The 18,589-nt window shown below is 52.2% G+C and carries 16 protein-coding genes; all 16 read left to right on the top strand.

The features are described 5' to 3' along the window. The coding region (gene polC, locus VF260_01010) for a PolC-type DNA polymerase III (GenBank protein ID HEX7055760.1) at window positions 1-995 on the top strand (995 nt) is incomplete at its 5' end. 157 nt (window positions 996-1,152) lie between these two features. After that, window positions 1,153-2,880 carry a GT4 family glycosyltransferase PelF gene (gene pelF / locus VF260_01005; protein HEX7055759.1) on the top strand — a complete coding sequence of 576 codons (1,728 nt, stop codon included), beginning with the start codon at window positions 1,153-1,155 and terminating at the stop codon, window positions 2,878-2,880. 15 nt (window positions 2,881-2,895) lie between these two features. After that, the gene (locus VF260_01000) at window positions 2,896-3,567 is read left to right on the top strand and encodes a hypothetical protein (GenBank protein ID HEX7055758.1); all 672 of its coding nucleotides are present in this window, start codon (window positions 2,896-2,898) and stop codon (window positions 3,565-3,567) included. Next, a complete protein-coding gene (locus VF260_00995) occupies window positions 3,564-5,171 on the top strand; it encodes a hypothetical protein (GenBank protein HEX7055757.1) in 1,608 nt (535 codons plus the stop codon). Before VF260_01000 ends, VF260_00995 begins: the two co-directional genes overlap by 4 nt. A gap of 18 nt (window positions 5,172-5,189) precedes the next feature. Beyond that, window positions 5,190-7,175: a hypothetical protein gene (locus VF260_00990; GenBank protein ID HEX7055756.1), complete on the top strand. Its 1,986-nt coding sequence runs from the start codon at window positions 5,190-5,192 to the stop codon at window positions 7,173-7,175. Window positions 7,176-7,198: 23 nt separating this feature from the next. Beyond that, entirely contained in the window at window positions 7,199-9,262 is a 2,064-nt protein-coding gene (locus VF260_00985) for a hypothetical protein (protein ID HEX7055755.1), read from the top strand. Beyond that, window positions 9,259-10,425, top strand: a complete 1,167-nt coding sequence (locus VF260_00980; protein ID HEX7055754.1) for an ATP-grasp domain-containing protein — start codon at window positions 9,259-9,261, stop codon at window positions 10,423-10,425. Before VF260_00985 ends, VF260_00980 begins: the two co-directional genes overlap by 4 nt. Before the next feature lie 15 nt (window positions 10,426-10,440). Beyond that, window positions 10,441-11,340, top strand: a complete 900-nt coding sequence (locus tag VF260_00975) for a polysaccharide deacetylase family protein (protein HEX7055753.1) — start codon at window positions 10,441-10,443, stop codon at window positions 11,338-11,340. Continuing rightward, entirely contained in the window at window positions 11,327-12,952 is a 1,626-nt protein-coding gene (locus VF260_00970) for a lipid II flippase MurJ (protein ID HEX7055752.1), read from the top strand. The genes VF260_00975 and VF260_00970 overlap by 14 nt, the downstream gene beginning before the upstream one ends. Continuing rightward, complete coding sequence (locus tag VF260_00965; protein HEX7055751.1) at window positions 12,937-13,662, top strand: glycosyltransferase family 2 protein; 726 nt, start codon at window positions 12,937-12,939, stop codon at window positions 13,660-13,662. The genes VF260_00970 and VF260_00965 overlap by 16 nt, the downstream gene beginning before the upstream one ends. Next, a complete protein-coding gene (locus VF260_00960; GenBank protein ID HEX7055750.1) occupies window positions 13,662-14,042 on the top strand; it encodes a DUF2304 domain-containing protein in 381 nt (126 codons plus the stop codon). The genes VF260_00965 and VF260_00960 overlap by 1 nt, the downstream gene beginning before the upstream one ends. A 64-nt stretch (window positions 14,043-14,106) precedes the next feature. After that, a complete protein-coding gene (locus VF260_00955) occupies window positions 14,107-15,786 on the top strand; it encodes an HD domain-containing phosphohydrolase (protein HEX7055749.1) in 1,680 nt (559 codons plus the stop codon). Window positions 15,787-15,837: 51 nt separating this feature from the next. Further along, window positions 15,838-16,623, top strand: coding sequence for a hypothetical protein (locus VF260_00950; GenBank protein HEX7055748.1), 786 nt, complete (start codon window positions 15,838-15,840; stop codon window positions 16,621-16,623). Window positions 16,624-16,805: 182 nt separating this feature from the next. After that, a complete protein-coding gene (gene rimP / locus VF260_00945; protein ID HEX7055747.1) occupies window positions 16,806-17,267 on the top strand; it encodes a ribosome maturation factor RimP in 462 nt (153 codons plus the stop codon). 41 nt (window positions 17,268-17,308) lie between these two features. Further along, the gene (gene nusA, locus VF260_00940) at window positions 17,309-18,400 is read left to right on the top strand and encodes a transcription termination factor NusA (protein ID HEX7055746.1); all 1,092 of its coding nucleotides are present in this window, start codon (window positions 17,309-17,311) and stop codon (window positions 18,398-18,400) included. Between the two features lie 23 nt (window positions 18,401-18,423). Continuing rightward, window positions 18,424-18,589: YlxR family protein (locus tag VF260_00935; GenBank protein HEX7055745.1), on the top strand; the 166-nt coding region annotated here is incomplete at its 3' end.

The raw sequence follows: 18,589 nt of genomic DNA, 5'->3' as shown, positions 1-18,589 counted from the left end.
CCGGCGTCGATCCGACCACGATCCCGATGAACGACCCGAAAGTGATGAGCGTATTCAATTCTACGGAGGCGCTCGGCCTTACGCCGGAACAAATCCGCACGCCGGTCGCCACTTACGGCATTCCGGAGATGGGCACAAAATTCGTCAGGCAGATGCTGGAGGAAACGCACCCGACCACATTTGCCGATTTGCTGCAGATATCGGGGCTTTCCCACGGTACGGGCGTATGGCTCGACAACGCGCAGGAATTGATTAAAAACGGCGTCTGCACGATCAAGACGGTGATCGGCTGCCGCGACGACATCATGCTGTATCTCATTTACAAAGCGGGCATGGACGCGGGGCTGGCGTTCACGATTACCGAAAGCGTCCGCAAAGGCAAAGGGTTAAAGCCGGAGTGGATCGAAGCGATGAAAAAATGCAACGTTCCGCAATGGTATATTGATTCCTGCCAGAAAATTCAATATATGTTCCCGAAGGCGCACGCGACGGCTTATGTCATTTCGGCGGTTCGTACGGCTTATTTCAAGGTGTATCATCCGATCGCGTTTTACGCCGCCTATTTTTCCGTGCGCGGCGACGAATTCGATGTTGCGTTGTTTTGCGAAGGATATGATGCGATTTTGCGCAAGTTGGTCGAAATAGAAGAGAAAGGATTTCAGGCAACCGCCAAAGAGAAAAATATGGTATCGATGCTGGAGTTGGCGCTGGAAATGACCGCCCGGGGATTTTCGTTCAAACCGATTGATTTGTACCGCTCCGACGCGACGCGGTTTGTGATCGACGGCGACGCCTTGATTCCGCCTTTTTCCGCGATTCAGGGAATCGGCGAAACCGCCGCGCGAAATATCGCCGCATCGCGAGAGGATGGCGATTTTCTCTCGGTGGAAGACTTCCAAAATCGCGCCAAAGCAACCAAAACAGTGGTGGATATATTATCGCAAATGGGCTGTTTCCGCGATTTGCCGGAATCCAATCAATTGTCTTTCTTTTAAAAAAATTGCCAAATTTGCTTGTTAATTTAATAGTTTTGTTGTAAATTAATACAATAAGCATAGGACTATATGCCCAGTTTCCGTGATTGATAGAGCTGAGAAGCAATAAACCGGGACAAATAGAGGGGGAGCGGCGATAAGCGATAAGCTGAAAGTATTGCTTACAACGGAAGGCACTTATCCATTTCATCAGGGCGGCGTAAGCACATGGTGCGACATTCTCGTACAACGGTTGCAAGCCGTCGATTTCACCATCTTCAGCATCTTGATGAATCCTTTTGTCACCCAAAAATTTTCTTTGCCCGATTCGGCGACGCTGATTAAATTGCCGCTGTGGGGGACGGAGGAGCCTAGCGAACATTTGCCGGAGTCTTTCTCCAAAAGTTTTCTGTCGATGCGCAAAACGACAGCCGACATCATCGAAAGCGAATTTATTCCACTCTTCAAAATGCTCGTGCGCGAAATCATCGCCGCGGAAAAAGACCCTTATTTGCTGGCCGATGTCATGCTGCGGCTGCATCTTTATTTTGAGCGTTACGAATACAAAAAAAGCTTCAAATCGCCGCAAACATGGGACGCGTTTAAAACCGTCGTGCTTGAGCATGTGGCGAATTCTGACAAGGAATTTCCCCGTCCGGACATTTATTGCATGATTCAAAGCCTGGGCTGGCTGTATCGCTTTTTAAATGTTTTGAACACGCCGTTCCCCAAAACGGATGTCACGCATGCTTCCGCCGCCGCTTTTTGCGGTATTCCGTGTGTGCTTGCCAAATTGAAAAACAAGACGCCCTTTTTGCTGACTGAACACGGCGTATACATCCGCGAACAATATTTGGGCCTGGGCAAAAATCAATATTCTTCCTTTTTGAATACATTTCTGATTCGCCTGATCCATTCCGTCACTTCGTTAAATTATACGTTTGCCGATCAAATTTCGCCGGTATGCGAATACAATACGCGCTGGGAAGCGCGATTCGGCGTCGGGCGCGACCGCATTAAAGTGATCTACAACGGCATAGATTCGCGTATTTTCAAGGAATGTCCGCCGCGGACGAAAGGCCGCCCGACGGTCGTAACCGTTGCGCGAATCGATCCGTTAAAGGATATCGTCACGTTGATCAAAGCGGCGGCGGCCGTGAAAACGAAAATTCCCGACGTGCAGTTTATCGTCTATGGATCGGTATCGGTGCCGGCATATTACGAGGAATGCCTGGAACTGCGCAAACAATTGCAATTGGAAGACACATTCGTGTTCGCCGGGCACTCCGCGCAGGTTGCCGCCGCTTACGGCAGCGGAGACATTGTCGCCTTAACGAGCATTTCCGAGGCGTTTCCCTATTCCGTTGTGGAAGCGATGATGTGCAGGCGCGCCGTGATCGCCACAGACGTGGGCGGCATACGCGAAGCTGTCGGCGATGCCGGCGTTTTGATCGATCCCCGGGATCATGACGCTTTAGCCGCCGGTATTGTCGAACTGCTCACAAATGCCGAACTGCGCGACACGCTGGCGCAGGAAGCCAGGGAACGGGCGCTGCGCAAATTTACCGTCGAAAAAGTGTTGGGCAGCCACCTGCAGACGTATAGACGGCTGGCCGCCGGGGTGAATGAGGCTGTTGTCGTCCACGATGCGGTTAATCCGCATGCCGCCCGCCGCAACAAGCAGCGGATCATGGCGGAAAGAGCTTTCGCTTTTTTCGCGAACGGGATGTATTCGGAAGCTGCGCGTCATTTTAAGCTGGCTGTTATGGCGGATCCCGCTTCGCCGGCGGTTCCCTGCTTATTGCTGGAACTGGCGGAATCGTACAACCAATTGGGCATGTTTGATCAGGCTTTTCTGGAAATGGAAAAGCACCGCGCTCTGGCCGCTCTGATCCAATCAGCGTAAAGCGAGGCAACAACGATGAACCATCCGGACAATCAGCGAGCAAACCGGACCGATGAAGTTTCCGTTGCGGCATTTGTGGAAGATGTCGATTTGACCGGCGTTGTTTTTTCGGCCGCAAGCTGTGCGGACGCTTCGCCGGTTGTTCATGACAACCTTAAGGCGGCGCTACGCCGGAAAAAGGATATGGCGGATATGGAGGAAGATTTCCAATCCGCTTATTGGGCCGAGGTGGAGCGCCATCTGGCGAAACCGGCGTCAGGGGAGCAATTCTTACGCGCCATGCGGGAATTTTTCGCCAATCGTCCAAATCCGCAAGCGCAAAGCCGAAACTTTTCCCGCGGGGCGGCGGAGAAGACGCCCACTGCGGCTAAGTCGCCCCTGTCGGCGGCGTTTCCGGAAACAGCGGCCGCTTCGTTCACCGAAACGCGACCGGATATGTCCCGGCCCGCTCCGAAAGCGGCCGGGCAATCAAGCGCCGCCCTGACAAAGGAGTTGCGCGCGCTTCGTTACCGCTACATCGTCGGCAAGTTGGCCGGAGAGGATTTATTGGACAGCCGCGGCGGCCTGATCGTGAAAAAGCATGCGCCGATTACCGAAGCGGTCGTCGACGCTTGCGATCAAGAAGGCTTGTTGGCGCGTTTGATCGTAAACATGACGCTTCCGGGAATGGAGGAAGAGTTTACATGATGAATCTTATGTGCCTTGATTCCCGGCAACATGAGGGGCGAACGATTCATTCCCTGCTGGATGACGTGCTTCGCATTCACCAAAAACCGGAAGATATTTATGAAATCGCGGCGATCCTTGAATCCCTGGGGTGGAATGACGACCGTGTCGCCAAACAATTCGGCGTCGCCGGAATTTTCGAGCTGGCGGAAATTTTATGGGAAGGCTGCAAAACGCGCATCTTTGTTTCCCGCTTTGCCAAAACCGAAGCAAAACCGTTATGGCAAATCACGCTCACGCTTGTTCGCCAATTTTTACGGGGTGTCATATTTGCCATCCCGATGGCCATTTCGGTGTTTTGCATGTTGACGCTTAAATTTTCGCTCTGGTCGTTTGAGCATTTGTCGGTGGAACTCGCAACGAGCATCGCGGTCGGCACGATTTTAAGCTTCGTCACGGTTGGAGGCTTTACGCAAGGCATCGCCAGAAGGGGATTTTTTTATATCATCCAGGGCTATTACGAAATGGCGAAAAAGATCACGTTTCGTTTTATTTTTTTTGGTTTTGTTGTTTGCGCGCTGTTATGCGTCCTTCTCTTCGCGCTTAATTTGATCATTCATATGTTTACGTTCCACATGCTGCTGATCATCATTTTTTATTTCTTTTTTCTGAACTCGATCTGGCTGTCCGTGACCGTCATGTACATTCTTCGCAAGGAATTGCTGTTTACCGGTTTGATCATCCTCGGCATTTTCATCGTCTATGTTTTATTTGTGTTGTTGAACATGAATATCATTTTTTCCCAGTTGATCGCTTTGGCCATTGTTTCCGCAATTAGCATGCTCTTCGTCATGTATTTGTTCAAAAGAGCGGAACGGAAAGAAGAAAAAGGAATTTCGCCCGAACTTCCGAAAATGTCCGTGCTCATGTATTCGACGATGCCGTATTTCGTCTATGGTTTTTTATATTTTGCCTTCCTGTTTTTGGACAGAATGATCGCCTGGACGCGCAATAACGATTTTATGCCGTATTTGATTTGGTTCCGCGGCGAATATGAGTTGGGGTTGGATTTCTCGCTGCTCGTGTTAATTTTGCCGATGGGGATTAGCGAAGTGATCCTGACCAAAATGATGATGGATGTGGAAACTGCGCAAAAAGGCTATTGGGCGGATGAAACCGAAAGAATGAATCAAATTTATCTGCGCAAATACGGGCGGCAAATGCTGCAAATTTTCGCCGTCGCTTTTTTATGCGCCTATGGTTTGTATTGGGCTTTGCTGCAGCTAGGTGCGCATTCGCAGCTGTTTGCCTCGCTTCATTTGTTTAATAGCCCAGTCACCAAATTTGTCTTTATCGTTTCGTTAATCGCCTATGTGTTCATTGCCGTTGCGCTGATGAACGCCGTATTGTTGTTTTCCTTGTCCCAGCCGGGCTTTGTCGTGCGAGCGATTTGGATTTCGATTCTCGCCAATCTAATTGTCGGTTTTTTATTGAGCCGCTGGATCGATTACCACTATGCCGTAATTGGCTTATTGATCGGTTCCGGTTCGTTTCTTGTCCTCACATCAAGGCAGGTTATCCGCGTGTTGGGGAATCTCGATTACTATCTGTATGCGGCAGTGTAAAGGGCGAGGGGGGATTTTATGTATGCGGACTGGCTCAATCAAGCGGCGCACCTTTTGCGTTATTTTGGCGCTTTTGCCCTCCTGATGTTTGTCTTTCCGCGCCTGATTTTCCGTTTTGCTTCCGGCGAATGGGGCGAACGCGCCATGTCCCGGTTTGTCATGATGACGCTGTTGCTGATTGTACTCGGATACGTCCTGGTTGCGTTCAAATTGTTCGAGTTAATGGCGATCATCCCGCTTCTTTGTTTGTGTGCGGCGCGCCGTTTTCGCCTTTCCACTTTTTCCGTTTTGCGGCTTTTTGATTGGCTGGAAGGAAAATACGACCCGCGGCCGGACGTTTATCGCTGCATCAAACGCAAAGTCCGACAATTTCATGCGGAGCTGGCACGCCGGTTTGCGCATTGGCCCGAATTGGGCGAATCGCTTTTGCTGATTTCCGTGTTTGCGGTTTCCGCATACATGAGGTTTTATGATGCGCTCGTTCATGCCGCCCCGGCAATGTCCGACGGCTATGTAACGCTTGCCTGGATCAAATATATTGACGATCGCATTTTGTTTCACGACGGAATTTATCCGCAAGGCTTTCATATTTGGATGGATTATTTGGCCAAATTTTCGTTTTCCGATCCGCTCTATATTTTGAAATACACCGGGCCACTGAATATGATGCTGGTGATGGCGGGGATGTACATAACGGTTTCGCGCTGGACCGACAACAGGCTTGCCGGCATGGCCGCGCTGATTGTTTTCGGGCTGTTAAGCAATGTGATCAGCGGAGGCGACTATGTGCGGCAGGCGGCGACGAATTCGCAGGAATTCGGGTTTGTGTTTGTATTTCCCACTGTTTATTTATTGCATCGTTGGCTCCGCGATCGCGAGCGATGGGCGCTGGCCGCGGGCATTGCCGGCATGGCCGTGACCGGGCTTGTGCATTCGTTGGCGTATGTTTTTTTGGGCATCGGCGTTGCGGCATTGCTGATCATCTACATTCCCTTGACGTGTTACGAGCGGTTGCGCCCGATCTGGCCGGTTGTCCTGGGCGGAATCGGTTCCGTTTTGCTGTCGGCCGCGCCGCTTGGTTTGGGATTCCTGCTTGGCGCAAAAGTACACGCAGCCTCCGAGGATTTTGCCACAAGCAGGAATTCGCTTTCGTATTTGCCCGACCTCGGATATGTGGATATCGTGTTTTTACTTGCCATCGGCATCGTATTCTTCAAGCTTGTCGTGGCGTTTCGCCGCATACGCGAACATACCGGATTGCTGACTGCCGCCGTATATGGCGCACTCACGTTTGTCATCCATTATTTCGGCAATTTGTGGACGTTTCCGGGCAGCGAGGTAATCACCGCCCGATCAGCGGATTTATGGGCGTTGATCGTCCCCGTTTGCGTCGGCTCGGCGGCAGGCGTGTTGTTTTGCCGGTTGCGGCGGCTTCCGTTCGGGCGTATCGCGGAAATATCCGTTGCCGTCGGGGGATTTGCCGTCATTTTGGCCGCGAATCCGCCTTCGCCGATTATCCCCTACAAGATGGAATGGGACGCCGGCGTTGAGCAGTATTTGGCAATCAGCCAGGCTTTTTTGCCGAAAACATGGATGATCGTCTCTCCGGCGAGAGAAGGCTACGCCGTTGTGGCCGGTAAAGGCGTTCATATGGACACGGCGCAATTTCTAGACAGCTACGATCCGGCCAAATGGCCGTTGACCCAATACGGCTCGTCCGAAAGCGACGGGCAAATTCCGCCCCATGTATTTGTTTACGAGCAAAAAAACGTTTTTGCGGTCAGCAAATCGAACGCGATTTATCCGTTGATGCAACCGGAGTATGAAGCGAGGCGGAAACAAACGGTCAGGCTGGAACAATGGTTTAACGAGCAGCGCAAGGTGAATCCGCATGTGCGGATCTGGTATGAAGACGAAAATCTCAAAATTTACTATTTGGAACAACCGATAAGCAAAGCGGACGTTGCCGGGCAAATCTGGGGTGAAGGGGGGGCTACGCCATAATACCGCTTACGGAAACGATCTTAATGCTGGCAAGTTTTGTGTTTTCATATTTTTTTCTGTTTGCCGCGCTTCCCGCGCTGATCATTCGCTTCGCTCCGGAAGATTCGACGTTGGACAAGTTTTTCATGGCGTTGACGCATTCCACGCTTTTTTATATGGCCATCGTTCATTTGCTCGTCGGCATTCATTTGTTCGAACCGATTGCGTTATATGCGGCGACGTTTCTGTGCGCTTTCTTGCTGCGGAAATGGTATGCCCGCAAAAAATCCTTGCCCTTCAGCGTCAAATTTTTGGCGGCAATGTTCGATTGGGCGGATGTTCCCGGCCGCTTTCAACACGAGTTGGGCAAGTTGCTCCGCAACGCCGCGATCATCTTTACGGGACTGCTCGGCAAGGCAAAACGTTTAGTGCGCGAGCACCCCTTGCTCATCATGGCGTTTGCAGCCGTTTTTGCAGCGGACATCATAACCCGCGGCACATTTTCGTTTACCCATCTTGGTTTTGCCTCATCCGATTCTTATGTGCATCTTGGCTGGGCCAAATATTTGGCGCACATGAAAATCTACCTGGACGGCGTATACCCTTACGGTTTTGAAGCGATCATTGCCGCGCTTGGCAGCATGTTTGGCCTGGATATGTATGGAATCGTCAGGTTTATGGGCCCGCTGACCAACGCATTGATGGCAGCTTCGCTTGTTTATGTTTTGCGGAAAATGATCGGCAAAGACTATTTCACGATTTTGTTGACCGTATTTCTCGCCTTGTTCGCGAGCGCCATGATGCTGGATAACCCCGTCATCCTATGGCGGGAGTTGTCGGCGCTTTCCATGGAATTCGCCGCCATGTTCCTGTTTCCGGGAATTGCCTTCTTTTATTCATATATGCAAACGAAAAAGCGGACGTATCTTGTGCTTTCCGCGGAATGTTACGCCATCGCCGCATTCACGCATCCGTTTGTCGTTGTTGTCATGACGGCGGCATATGTTGCCGTGGGGATTGCCCACATTAGCAAACTGGCCGAACGGCGGCGCGTTTGGCGAATTATAGGCTGTATGGCGGTTGCCGGATTGCTCGGCATTTTGCCGCCCATCATCGGATTGGCGCTGGGAAAACAGTTTCATGGCCCGTCCATCCGTTATTTTGCCGCGGGGTTCGCGGCGGGAGACCATGCTTCGGCCATATCCGCCATCGTTCGCTTTGCGCGCAATCAACCGCTTGTGGCCGTGCTGTTACTCTTGTTTTTGCTTGCGTTCGCCGGAACGATGCTGCGCCTTCTGCTTCAGAAAAACCGGCGCAGTCCATCTTCCGCCTGGCCGCCTTATGTTTTCGCCGCCATGTTCGCGCTGTTTCTGATCAGCTTGTCCATAGCGCCCGAAATTGGCTTGCCCGCCATTGTGCCGTCGGATCGGCTGCCCGTATTTCTGGCAATGTCTATCGCTTTATTATTTGCCGCGACATTCGCCTACTTCAGCAGTCTGCTTAATCATGAGCGCATCCGCGTCATCGCGCGTACTTCACTTGGTGTAATCCTCATCATCGCGGTTTTTGCCGTTCCCGGGCAATGGATGAAACTTCCTTCGGGCGAGATGCGCCAATATGATGAAGCGGTGCGCGGCTATTTGGATATTAACGCGAATTACCCCAAGCAGCTTTGGGATATCATCTCGTCGGTCGACGAATTGGGGATGATCTACGGAAACGGCTACCATACGGAATTGTGGGAATTTGTCCGCGATCTTGACGATCCCGATCAAAAAGCCCTTGTGTTTTCAACACCCTATGTATTTTTGTTTGTTGAGAAAATTCCCATTGCCTCTGCTTTGCATGATGTGCGCCCGATTTCGCGGAAAGACGCGAAAAAGCCTTTTCCGGTGGCTCGCGGCCAGGCGTTAACCGAATTTTACTACGGTTCGTCGGAAAACCGCCGGATTTTGATGGCGAAAGCTTATTACTGGGCGGAAGAGTATCGGAAAAGTCATCGGGACATGACCGTTTTTCTGGAAACCGACAAATACATCATCTATAAAATCACGCAAGGCAAAAATAAAGTGGTTTTGGAGAAACAAAGGCAGGCGGGGATCGGATGAATTCGGTATTGTTGACGGACGGACAGCTGCGCAAAACATTAGCCGCCGTGCGCTCGCTGGGTAAAAAAGGAGTCCCGGCGTACGTTGCGGAAACGACGCGCTGCAATATTTCCGCTTTTTCCAGGTATTGCAAAGGAAATTTGCTTTCGCCCGATCCGGCGAAACATTCGCGCGCATACGCGGAATGGCTCGCGGAAACGATGGCGCGCAAACAGATCGATATTTTGTTTCCGATGGATGACCGGGCGCTCGCCGCAGTCATGAAGCATGCGGATTTGTTCGCAAATGGGCCGCGGATGGTGCTGCCGGAAAAGGACAGTTGGGAAAAGGCGGCGGATAAAGGCAAAGCGGTGGAAATTGCGCGGCAATGCCAGGTCCCGATACCTGCCACCTTTGCTCCGAAAAATCCGGACCAAGTCGCGGATTTAATTGCGCGCTTGCCGGAACCGCTTGTCATCAAGCCCCGCCGCAGTTCCGGTTCCCGGGGAATTCGGGTCGTAAAGAAGCGGGAGTTGCTTGAGCAATATTTTCAGGTGCACGCAAAATATCCTTTTCCGCTCATCCAGGAATATATTCCGCCTGGCGAAAGGTTCGATGTATGTTTGCTGTATGATTTTGCCGGGCGCCTGAAAGCGAGTTTCGTGCAGCGGGAACTGCGCCATTTTCCCGTCGCGCACGGACCGAGCACCTTGCAGGAAAGCGTACGCCGCCCCGATTTGCTTGAGCTTTCGCTGCGCATCATGGACAAGCTGCCCTGGCGGGGGATTGTGGAACTGGAATTTATGGTGGACCCAAGAGACGGCGCGGCAAAATTTATGGAAATCAACCCGCGTTTTTGGAACTCGCTGCAGACGGCGATCTTGTCCGGAATTGATTTTCCCTGGATGTTGTACCAGATCGCCTGCGGCGAAAAAACGGAAGAAACGCGCGGCTATAAAGAAGGCGTGCTTTGCCGGAACTTGCTGCCCGGCGATATGCTGCACTATCTGGCAAACCCGCATCGCGGAAAACTTACGCCCGGATTTTGGCGCGGTCCGGGGCGGGGAGTGGCGGATGATATCCTGTCGCGGGACGATCCGCTGCCCGCTTTCGGATTTATGCTTGCCTGTTTGCGTTATATTGCGGATCCCAAGGCGTGGAACATGGTGATCAGCCGATCATGACACGGAGTGATGGCATTGAACATATTGACTGTTGACGTAGAAGATTATTATCAGACAAACGGACTCAATATTCCGCAGGCGCAGTGGCGGAACTACCCCGGCAGAGTCGAAAGAAACACAGGCCGGTTGCTGGAATGTTTTGAGCGGCACAAGGCCAAGGCGACGTTTTTTATCGTGGGCGAAGTCGCCAAACGTTACCCGGCGCTCGTGCGCGACATTGTGCAAGCGGGGCATGAAATCGGCTCGCATACGCTTACGCATCGGATGCTGTCTACGTTAACGCGCGAATCTTTCCGCGCGGACGTACGCGCTTCGAAAGCGGTGCTGGAGGATATCGCCGGCGTAGCCGTGAAGCAATTTCGCGCTCCTTCCTGGTCGCTTAACGCAAAGATTTACGATTGGCTGTGCGTGCTGGAGGAAGAAGGTTACAGTATTGATTCCAGCTTGCAACCTTTTTATACGCCGCTCGGCGGCTCCAATAGGGCGCCGCTTGCGCCGTTTCGCCCGATTATTCGCGAACGCCAGCTGCAATTGGTCGAGTTTCCCGCCTCCGTCTATAAATGGGGAATCGCGCGCATTCCGTTTTCCGGCGGATTTTATTTGCGCGCGCTGCCGCTAACGCTGATTCATTTGCTGCTGAAGAAGACGCGCAGGTTACGGCCCTTCATGCTATATATTCATCCCTGGGAAATCGACCCGGAGCAACCGAGGCTGCCCGCCTCGCTGCCGGTTCAAATCATGCAATATTACGGCCTGGCCAAAACGGCGGCGAAATTGGAATGGTTGCTCGGGCATTATTCCTTTGCGCCGTTGGGAAAAACGGTGGAGCTTTTGCTTGAAGGCGGGAACATACCGGATTTGGCCATGCCTGTGCCGAAAGGCGGAAAAGAGGGTGGACCGGATGGCTTTACATAAACAGACGAGGCGAAATTACGGGCTTCTTTTTCGCAATCCGGTCGCGGCATTGACCGTGATCAACGTGGGTGTGGCCCTGTTGGCTTTTGTCAAGGACGTCGCGTTGGCCGCATATGCGGGCACGTCCTTGCAGGCGGACGCGCTCACATTGGCGTATTTTGTTCCCGACAGCATCGGCAACAATTTGTTTGCGGCGGCCATTTCCGTCGTTTGCATCCCCGTCTTTTCGGAGATGTTGGCGAACAACCGCCTGAAACGATTGCGCGTTACAGTCAGGCAACTGTTCGTCTGTTTCATTGGCATCTCGTTTATCATAATGGCGTTCATCTTTTCGTTTCCCGGCTTGCTGTCGGATTTGCTGAATCAATCGCCGGACGCCGAGTTGACCCGGTTGATTGCGCAATTGTTGCGGCTTTTTTTGCCAACGGTTGCGATGTTCGTCTGTGTGGCGGTCGGAACGGCGATTTTACAAGCGTTGCGGCAATTTATTGCGCCGGCTGTGGCGCCGCTGTTCATCAATCTGTGCTTTTTGGCGGGCGTGCTGTATTGCCGCGTAGCCGACATACCGCTTGCGGAAGGCGTGCGTTACATTGCATTTTTCATTACCGGCGGCGTTTTTTTGGTTGGCTTGTGGATCGCGCGAACAGGCATCGGCTCTTTGGCAAAAGTCGCCGCGGTCAACCGGAAAAAGGGTGTTGCGGAAACGCACGGGCAACATACCGAATGGCGCGGCATGATGCGCATGCTGCTTTTGTACCTGGCCATTTTGCTCAGCATGCAAGCGGTCTTTTTTGCCGAGCGGTATATGATCACAACATTCGCGTCCGGCGCCGCCGCCGCGTTGAATTACGCCTACAGATTGACACAGTTTCCCGTTTGGGTGTTTGTCGCGGCGGTGAGCGTCGTGATATTGCCGGATTTATCCCGGCATATCGCGCTCAACGAGCGCGAACAAGCGAAGCGATTGCTGAAACGTGCGTTTCGCGCGGTTGTACTCATTGTCTTTCCGGCGATGGCGTTTTTGTTCCTGCTTAGGGAACCGGTGACGATCGGCTTGTTTCAACACGGCGCTTTCGATGATCGTTCCGTACAGCTAACTTCCGGCATATTGGCGGGATATTCGCTTTCCGTTTTAAGCCAGTCGATCTCGCTAATCTCGTTGCGGTTTTTTCTCGCGGAAAAAAATTTGATTGCGGCGCTCCTTGCGTACGCTGTCAGCGCGCTTGTCACCATTTCGGGCGATTTTGCGTTCACGCGGCTATTGGGCCCGCCCGGCGTCGGATATGGCGCCGCCATCGGCGCCGCCGTTAACGCCGCTCTTATGCTTACGCTCATGTCGCGCAGTTTGCGGCCGCGCTTTGCCGAGGTGCGCCGGGAATTGGCGAAGCTTGGCAGGGCGGCGGCTTTTCCCGCCATCTATTTTTTGCTTATGCGGGCTTTGTGGTTTTTGCTTCCGGCCCATCATTCGCTGTTTGCGCTGGTTTACGTGCTGTTGGGCGGCTTTATGTTTTTGACCGGCTATCTTGTTTTGCTGTTCGGCCAATGGCCGGATTTGCTTCGCTCGTTAAAAATCCAGTATGGAAAGGATGAATCGATTTGCCAAAGACGTTGATTGTCATTCCCGCTTATAACGAAGAAGCGGGATTGGGAAGCGTTTTGGAAAAGCTGCGCGAGTTCCAAAACATCGCCGACATCCTTGTAGTCAATGACGGATCGAACGATCAAACGCTGGAAGTCGCCCGGCGCTTCGCCGTTTTCATCGTCTCCCACCCGATCAATCTGGGATACGGCGCCGCTTTGCAAACAGGATACCGGTTTGCCTTTGCGCACGGGTATGATTATGTGGTGCACTTTGACGGAGACGGCCAGCATCATCCCGATGATTTGCGCCAATTGATCCATGAACTGTGGAAAGACACCGCGGACATTGTGACCGGATCGCGCATTTTGGGCGAATCCAGATTCACGCTGGGCTTGCGCAAAAGCATTGCCTTCTTGTGGTTTACGACGATTATTCGCCTGTTCACCGGCATCAAAGTGACCGATCCGACTTCGGGGCTTCGCGGGCTATCGCGCCGGGCTTTTTCGTATTGCGCATTCAGCACTTCTTTTCCCCACGATTTTCCCGACGCCGATATGATTATTCACATGCATTATCAAGGGTTCAAAATGAGAGAGTTTCCCATCCGCTCACAAAAGCGCGAGCAGGGCAAAAGCATGCATTCCGGGTCGATCAGGCACGCGATCTATATGCTGAAAGTGACGATGGGCATCATCAACATGATGGTGTTTCATTTGCTGTTTGAGAGGAGAAAAGGCTGATGAGCGACGTATTGAAAATCATTGTGCTGATGATCGGGTTATCGCTGTGTATTTGGGTCGTGACGTTGATGGCGCGCAAAAAAATGAACGAACGCAATACGCTTGTTTGGCTCGGCGGGGTAATCGCGATTTTGGTTTTATCCATTCATCCGCATTGGCTTGATGTGGTGTCCGGATGGATTGGCGTCGATTATCCGCCGTCGCTGTTGTTTCTTTTTTCATTTATTGTGCTGCTCGTTGTGAATTTATATCAATCGAGTCAAATCTCGCAACTGTATGCTAAAATAAAAGAAGTTTCCCAAGCGATGGCTTTGGAGCAAGTGCAAACTGAGAGCTACCGCGAGGAAGCGGCCGCCGCCAAATCAACCGACGAAGGGTAAGTGAGACGGTTTGTTAACGACGCTTGAATCCATTTTCGCGATTTTCCAACAGGACTTCGCTGAATTGTTTTCGTATGTTGCGGAACATATCGCATTGATATTGCCCGTCATGATGTTGGTGACGGCGGCTTGTTTGGCGGCGTTTTTCTTTATGCTCAAAAAAGCGCGCCTGATGAAAAAACGCTGGCTGCGTTCGCTCGATTTGGGCCGCCGCATTGCGCCGGAAAACGGGCTGGAGCAAAATTTGACCCGCATGCTGGAAATGGTCGCGGCGATGGTTACGGCGCCCACTTACACATTTTATATCCATGATCAAAACAAGAACGTCCATTTGTTGCGGGCGGTTCATCATCAAGCGCCAAACTTCGGCAAAGTGGAGCCGTCTTACAGCGGATTGGCGGAATACAAGAAGGAGCAATATCTCCCGCCGCTTTCCATCGCTCCGGAAGTTTCACCCGCAAAACTGCGGATGCGCAAAGTGGGCAGGGTGGAGTTTCTCGACATTCCGGTGGCGGATATCGGTTTGATCCGGGTCGGTCCGATGCGCAAATACCATTATAACCGCAAAATAAAACGGGAACTGGAAGCGTTTCAGGAGATGGCGCAAAATTCGCTGCGGCAATTGCTGATGCTGGAAGAGGTGCGCAACAAGTCAACGGTTATCGTGACCGCCGGCCAGGCGATGCAGCGGATTAACAGCATTGCGCTGGACGTGAACTCGACAACCGATTTTATGCTGAATTTGGCCATGAAAATCACGCAAGCGGACGGCGGCTTTTTCGCTGTTCAATCCGGCGATCGTTTCCGCTTGGCCGCGATTTCCAAAGACGCGAATTTCCGGCATGATTTGCTGCCGCGCGATGAATTGGCCGGAATACTGGTAAAATTGTCCGAATTAAAGCGTGAACAAGCCGACATTCGGCTGTTCAGCGAGAACGAGAATGATTTTTACAAACTTCCGCCGGAAATTGCGGCGACAGGCGCGCGGACCGTGGCGATCATCGACCTTTCCGAACGGCGCGAAGAGCCATGCCGCCGCATGATGGTGCTTTGGCATCTGGCTCCTCCGCAACAAGCTGTCTGGAAGGAAGCATGCGCATCCTTGCGCCCGGTGATCGGGAATATGCGCGAAGTGCTGGGGCAGCAGCAATTATTCCGCGGTTTTTCCGCCCATTATGTCGATATTCTGAAAACGCTGGCGCAGCTGCAGGACAATTTGGCGGTATATACCGCGGGACGATCCGAATTGATGGGCAAATACGCGATGGTCATCGCCCGGGAAATGGGACTTGCCGCGGAGGAAATCCGCAATGTGGCGCTCGCGGCTTATTTGAGCAATATCGGCAATATCGGCATCTCGCTGGATCTCGTGCATAAGGAAGGAAGATTCAGCGAAGCGGAATATGAATTGATCAAGCTGCATGCCGAAGTGGGCGCTTCAATTGTGCAATCCATGCTGGGAAATGAACGCGCGTCCTCCTATATTTTGCACCATCACGAAAGAATGGACGGCAACGGCTATCCGGCAGGTTTAACCGGCAATGAAATCCCTTTCGGGGCGCGTATAATTGCCGTTGTGGAAACATTTCTCGCCTTGACCAGCGGCCGAAAATATCGCCAGCCGCTATCGTTTGAGCAGGCGATCGAGAGGCTGCGAAACGCCGCCGGCACACATCTGGACGCTTCGATCGTCGACCTGTTTTTAAACTGGTTCGCCAGAAAGCAAGCGGAATTAACCGGCTAGGAAGCGATCTCCGGCAGTCGTTGACGATTTTGGAAAGGGATGGGGAATATCTTGAACGAAACAATGGATCGCCGGAAATTATTCGCCCACGCCCGAAGTTTCGCGGTCTATTATGGCCATAATCAGGCGCAAACATTGGCGCGTTATGACATCGCCATTCTCGAACCGGCCGGACAAACCGCAGACACGCTTAAAGAGATGCGTGAGACAAAGGGCACATTCGCGCTGGCGTACGTCAGCATGACGGAAGTGCCGGAATACGACCCGCTCAAACCGCTGCTTCATGACAACGATTATTTGGAAATTGCCGGCGCCATTGTGGGAAACGCGGTTTACCGCACCAGAGTGGCCGATCTGCGATCGCCCGCGTGGACAGGGCTCATTCTGCACCGAATCGGCCATTATTTGCGTCATTTGTCTTACGACGGAATTTTCATGGACACGTTGAGTAATGTGGAATGGAATATTCTTCCCGCCGGCGTGCAAGCGGAACAGCAGGCTGCCGCGGTTGAGCTCATTACGCGAATCCGCGCGCTGTATCCGACGCACATATTGGTGCAAAATAACGGCATCCAGTCGCTCTGCTGGCAAACGGCGCCGCTGATCGACGGTATTTGCTGGGAAAATCCCGATTTTATCCGCCCCGAAACATTCGCGTGGCACAAATCGGCAAAAGCGCGGTTGCGCAAACTGATGCGGCGGTTCGGCATCCAAATCATGCTGCTGCAGGAAGAAAGCACAGCCGCCAAACCGGCCATTGAAGCCGCGCGGTATTGGGCGAAGCGGGAACGTTTTTTGCATTACGCGGCGCCCGCGCATTATCTCGAGGTACGTTGAGCGTGCGTTATGTTTTTTGCTTGTGCAATGAGGATGCCGTATGTTATAATAGCTTTTGGCAAGTTTGCAACGTTCTGAAAACGCTGGCTGGAAGAGTGGGGAAACCCACTCTTTACGTTTTGCTGCACACAATACGGGTTACGCAATCGAACGCGAAGCGACAAGCGGAGGTGACAACAAGCATGGGCAGGCAGCCTATTCAGGATACTGTGGAACAGTTGGTTCGGCCGTTTCTTGAGAAAGAAAATTTTGAATTGGTGGGCGTGGAGTACGTTAAAGAAGGCTCGAACCGGTTTTTGCGCGTTTTTATCGATAAGGAAGGCGGTATCGAAATTGATGACTGCGGCAAAGTGAGTGAATATTTGAGCGCGAAATTGGACGAAACGGATCCGATCGCGGAAAGCTATATTTTGGAAGTCTCCTCGCCGGGAGCGGAACGCCCGCTCAAAAACGACCGTGACTTTGCCAACGCGGTTGGTAAAAACGTGTTTGTGACTACATACGAACCAATCGCCGAAAGCAAGGAATTTACCGGCAAGCTGTTGTCTTTTGCCGACGGCGTGCTCACGGTGCGGGCAGGCGAACGGGAATATGCCATTCCGGTTGGGAAAGTCGCTTCCGCCAGATTAACGATTGTGATTTAAATTTGAAGCGGAAAACGCATTGAAGGAGGAATGATGGACCGATGAACACCGATTTTATGGAGGCGTTATCGGATCTTGAAAGGGAAAAAGGGATCAGCAAAGACGTTCTGATCGAAGCGATCGAAGCGGCGCTTATTTCCAGCTACAAGCGCAACTTTAGCACCGCGCAAAATGTCAGGGTTGACATCAACCGCGACACCGGGGCGATTAAAGTGTTTGCCCGCAAAACGGTTGTGGAAGAATGCCTGGACCCGCGGCTCGAAATTTCGCTGGAGACGGCGCGCGAAATCAATCCCAACTATCAGTTGAACGATATTGTGGAAATTGAAGTTACGCCGAAAGATTTCGGCCGCATTGCGGCGCAAACCGCCAAACAGGTTGTGACGCAGCGCATCCGCGAAGCGGAACGCGGACTTATTTACAATGCATTTATAGATAAAGAAGAAGACATCGTGACCGGCATTGTTCAGCGCCAGGATCAACGCAACCTGTATATCGATCTTGGCAAAACCGAGGCTTGTTTGCCGCTGAACGAAATGATGCCGACGGATCGTTTTGCGCATGGCGACAGAGTTAAAGCTTACATTACCAAAGTCGAAAATACGACCAAAGGGCCGCTCATTCTTTTGTCCCGCACGCATCCGGGCCTTTTGCGCAGATTGTTTGAGCTTGAGGTTCCGGAGATTTACGACGGGGTGGTCGAGATTCGTTCGGTGGCGCGGGAAGCGGGTTACCGTTCGAAGATCGCCGTACATTCCCGCAATTCCGAGGTCGATCCGGTAGGGGCGTGCGTCGGCGGCAAAGGAGCGCGCGTGCAGACGATCGTGAACGAATTGCGCGGGGAAAAAATCGATATTGTGCGTTGGTCGGAAAGCGCCGAAGAATATGTGGCGAATGCGCTTAGCCCGTCCAAGGTAACAGAAGTGGAAATCTACGAAGAAGAAAAAGTGGCCAGGGTGATTGTGCCGGACAATCAACTGTCTTTGGCCATTGGCATTCGCGGCCAGAACGCCCGCCTTGCCGCGAAATTAACCGGTTGGAAAATCGATATCAAAAGCGAGTCGCAAATTGAAGAAGGCGATTTTCTGCGGGATATGCCTGACGACGCAAATGCAGAACCGGATATCGGTTAAGGGCGAAAACGGAGGTGCCGTCAATGAAAAAGCGGAAAGTGCCTTTGCGCAAATGCGTGGCCTGCCAGGAAATGATCGCGAAAAAGCAGTTGATCCGCATCGTCAAAACGCCGGAAGATGAAGTATTAATCGACCTGACGGGGAAAAAGTCCGGGCGCGGCGCTTACCTTTGCGGCAAGGTTTCCTGTT

The sequence above is a fragment of the Bacilli bacterium genome (assembly GCA_036381315.1).
Lineage (GTDB): Bacteria > Bacillota > Bacilli > Paenibacillales > KCTC-25726 > DASVDB01.
The sequence above is the reverse complement of the archived record's forward strand: the minus strand, read 5'-3'. Positions and strand labels throughout refer to the sequence as shown.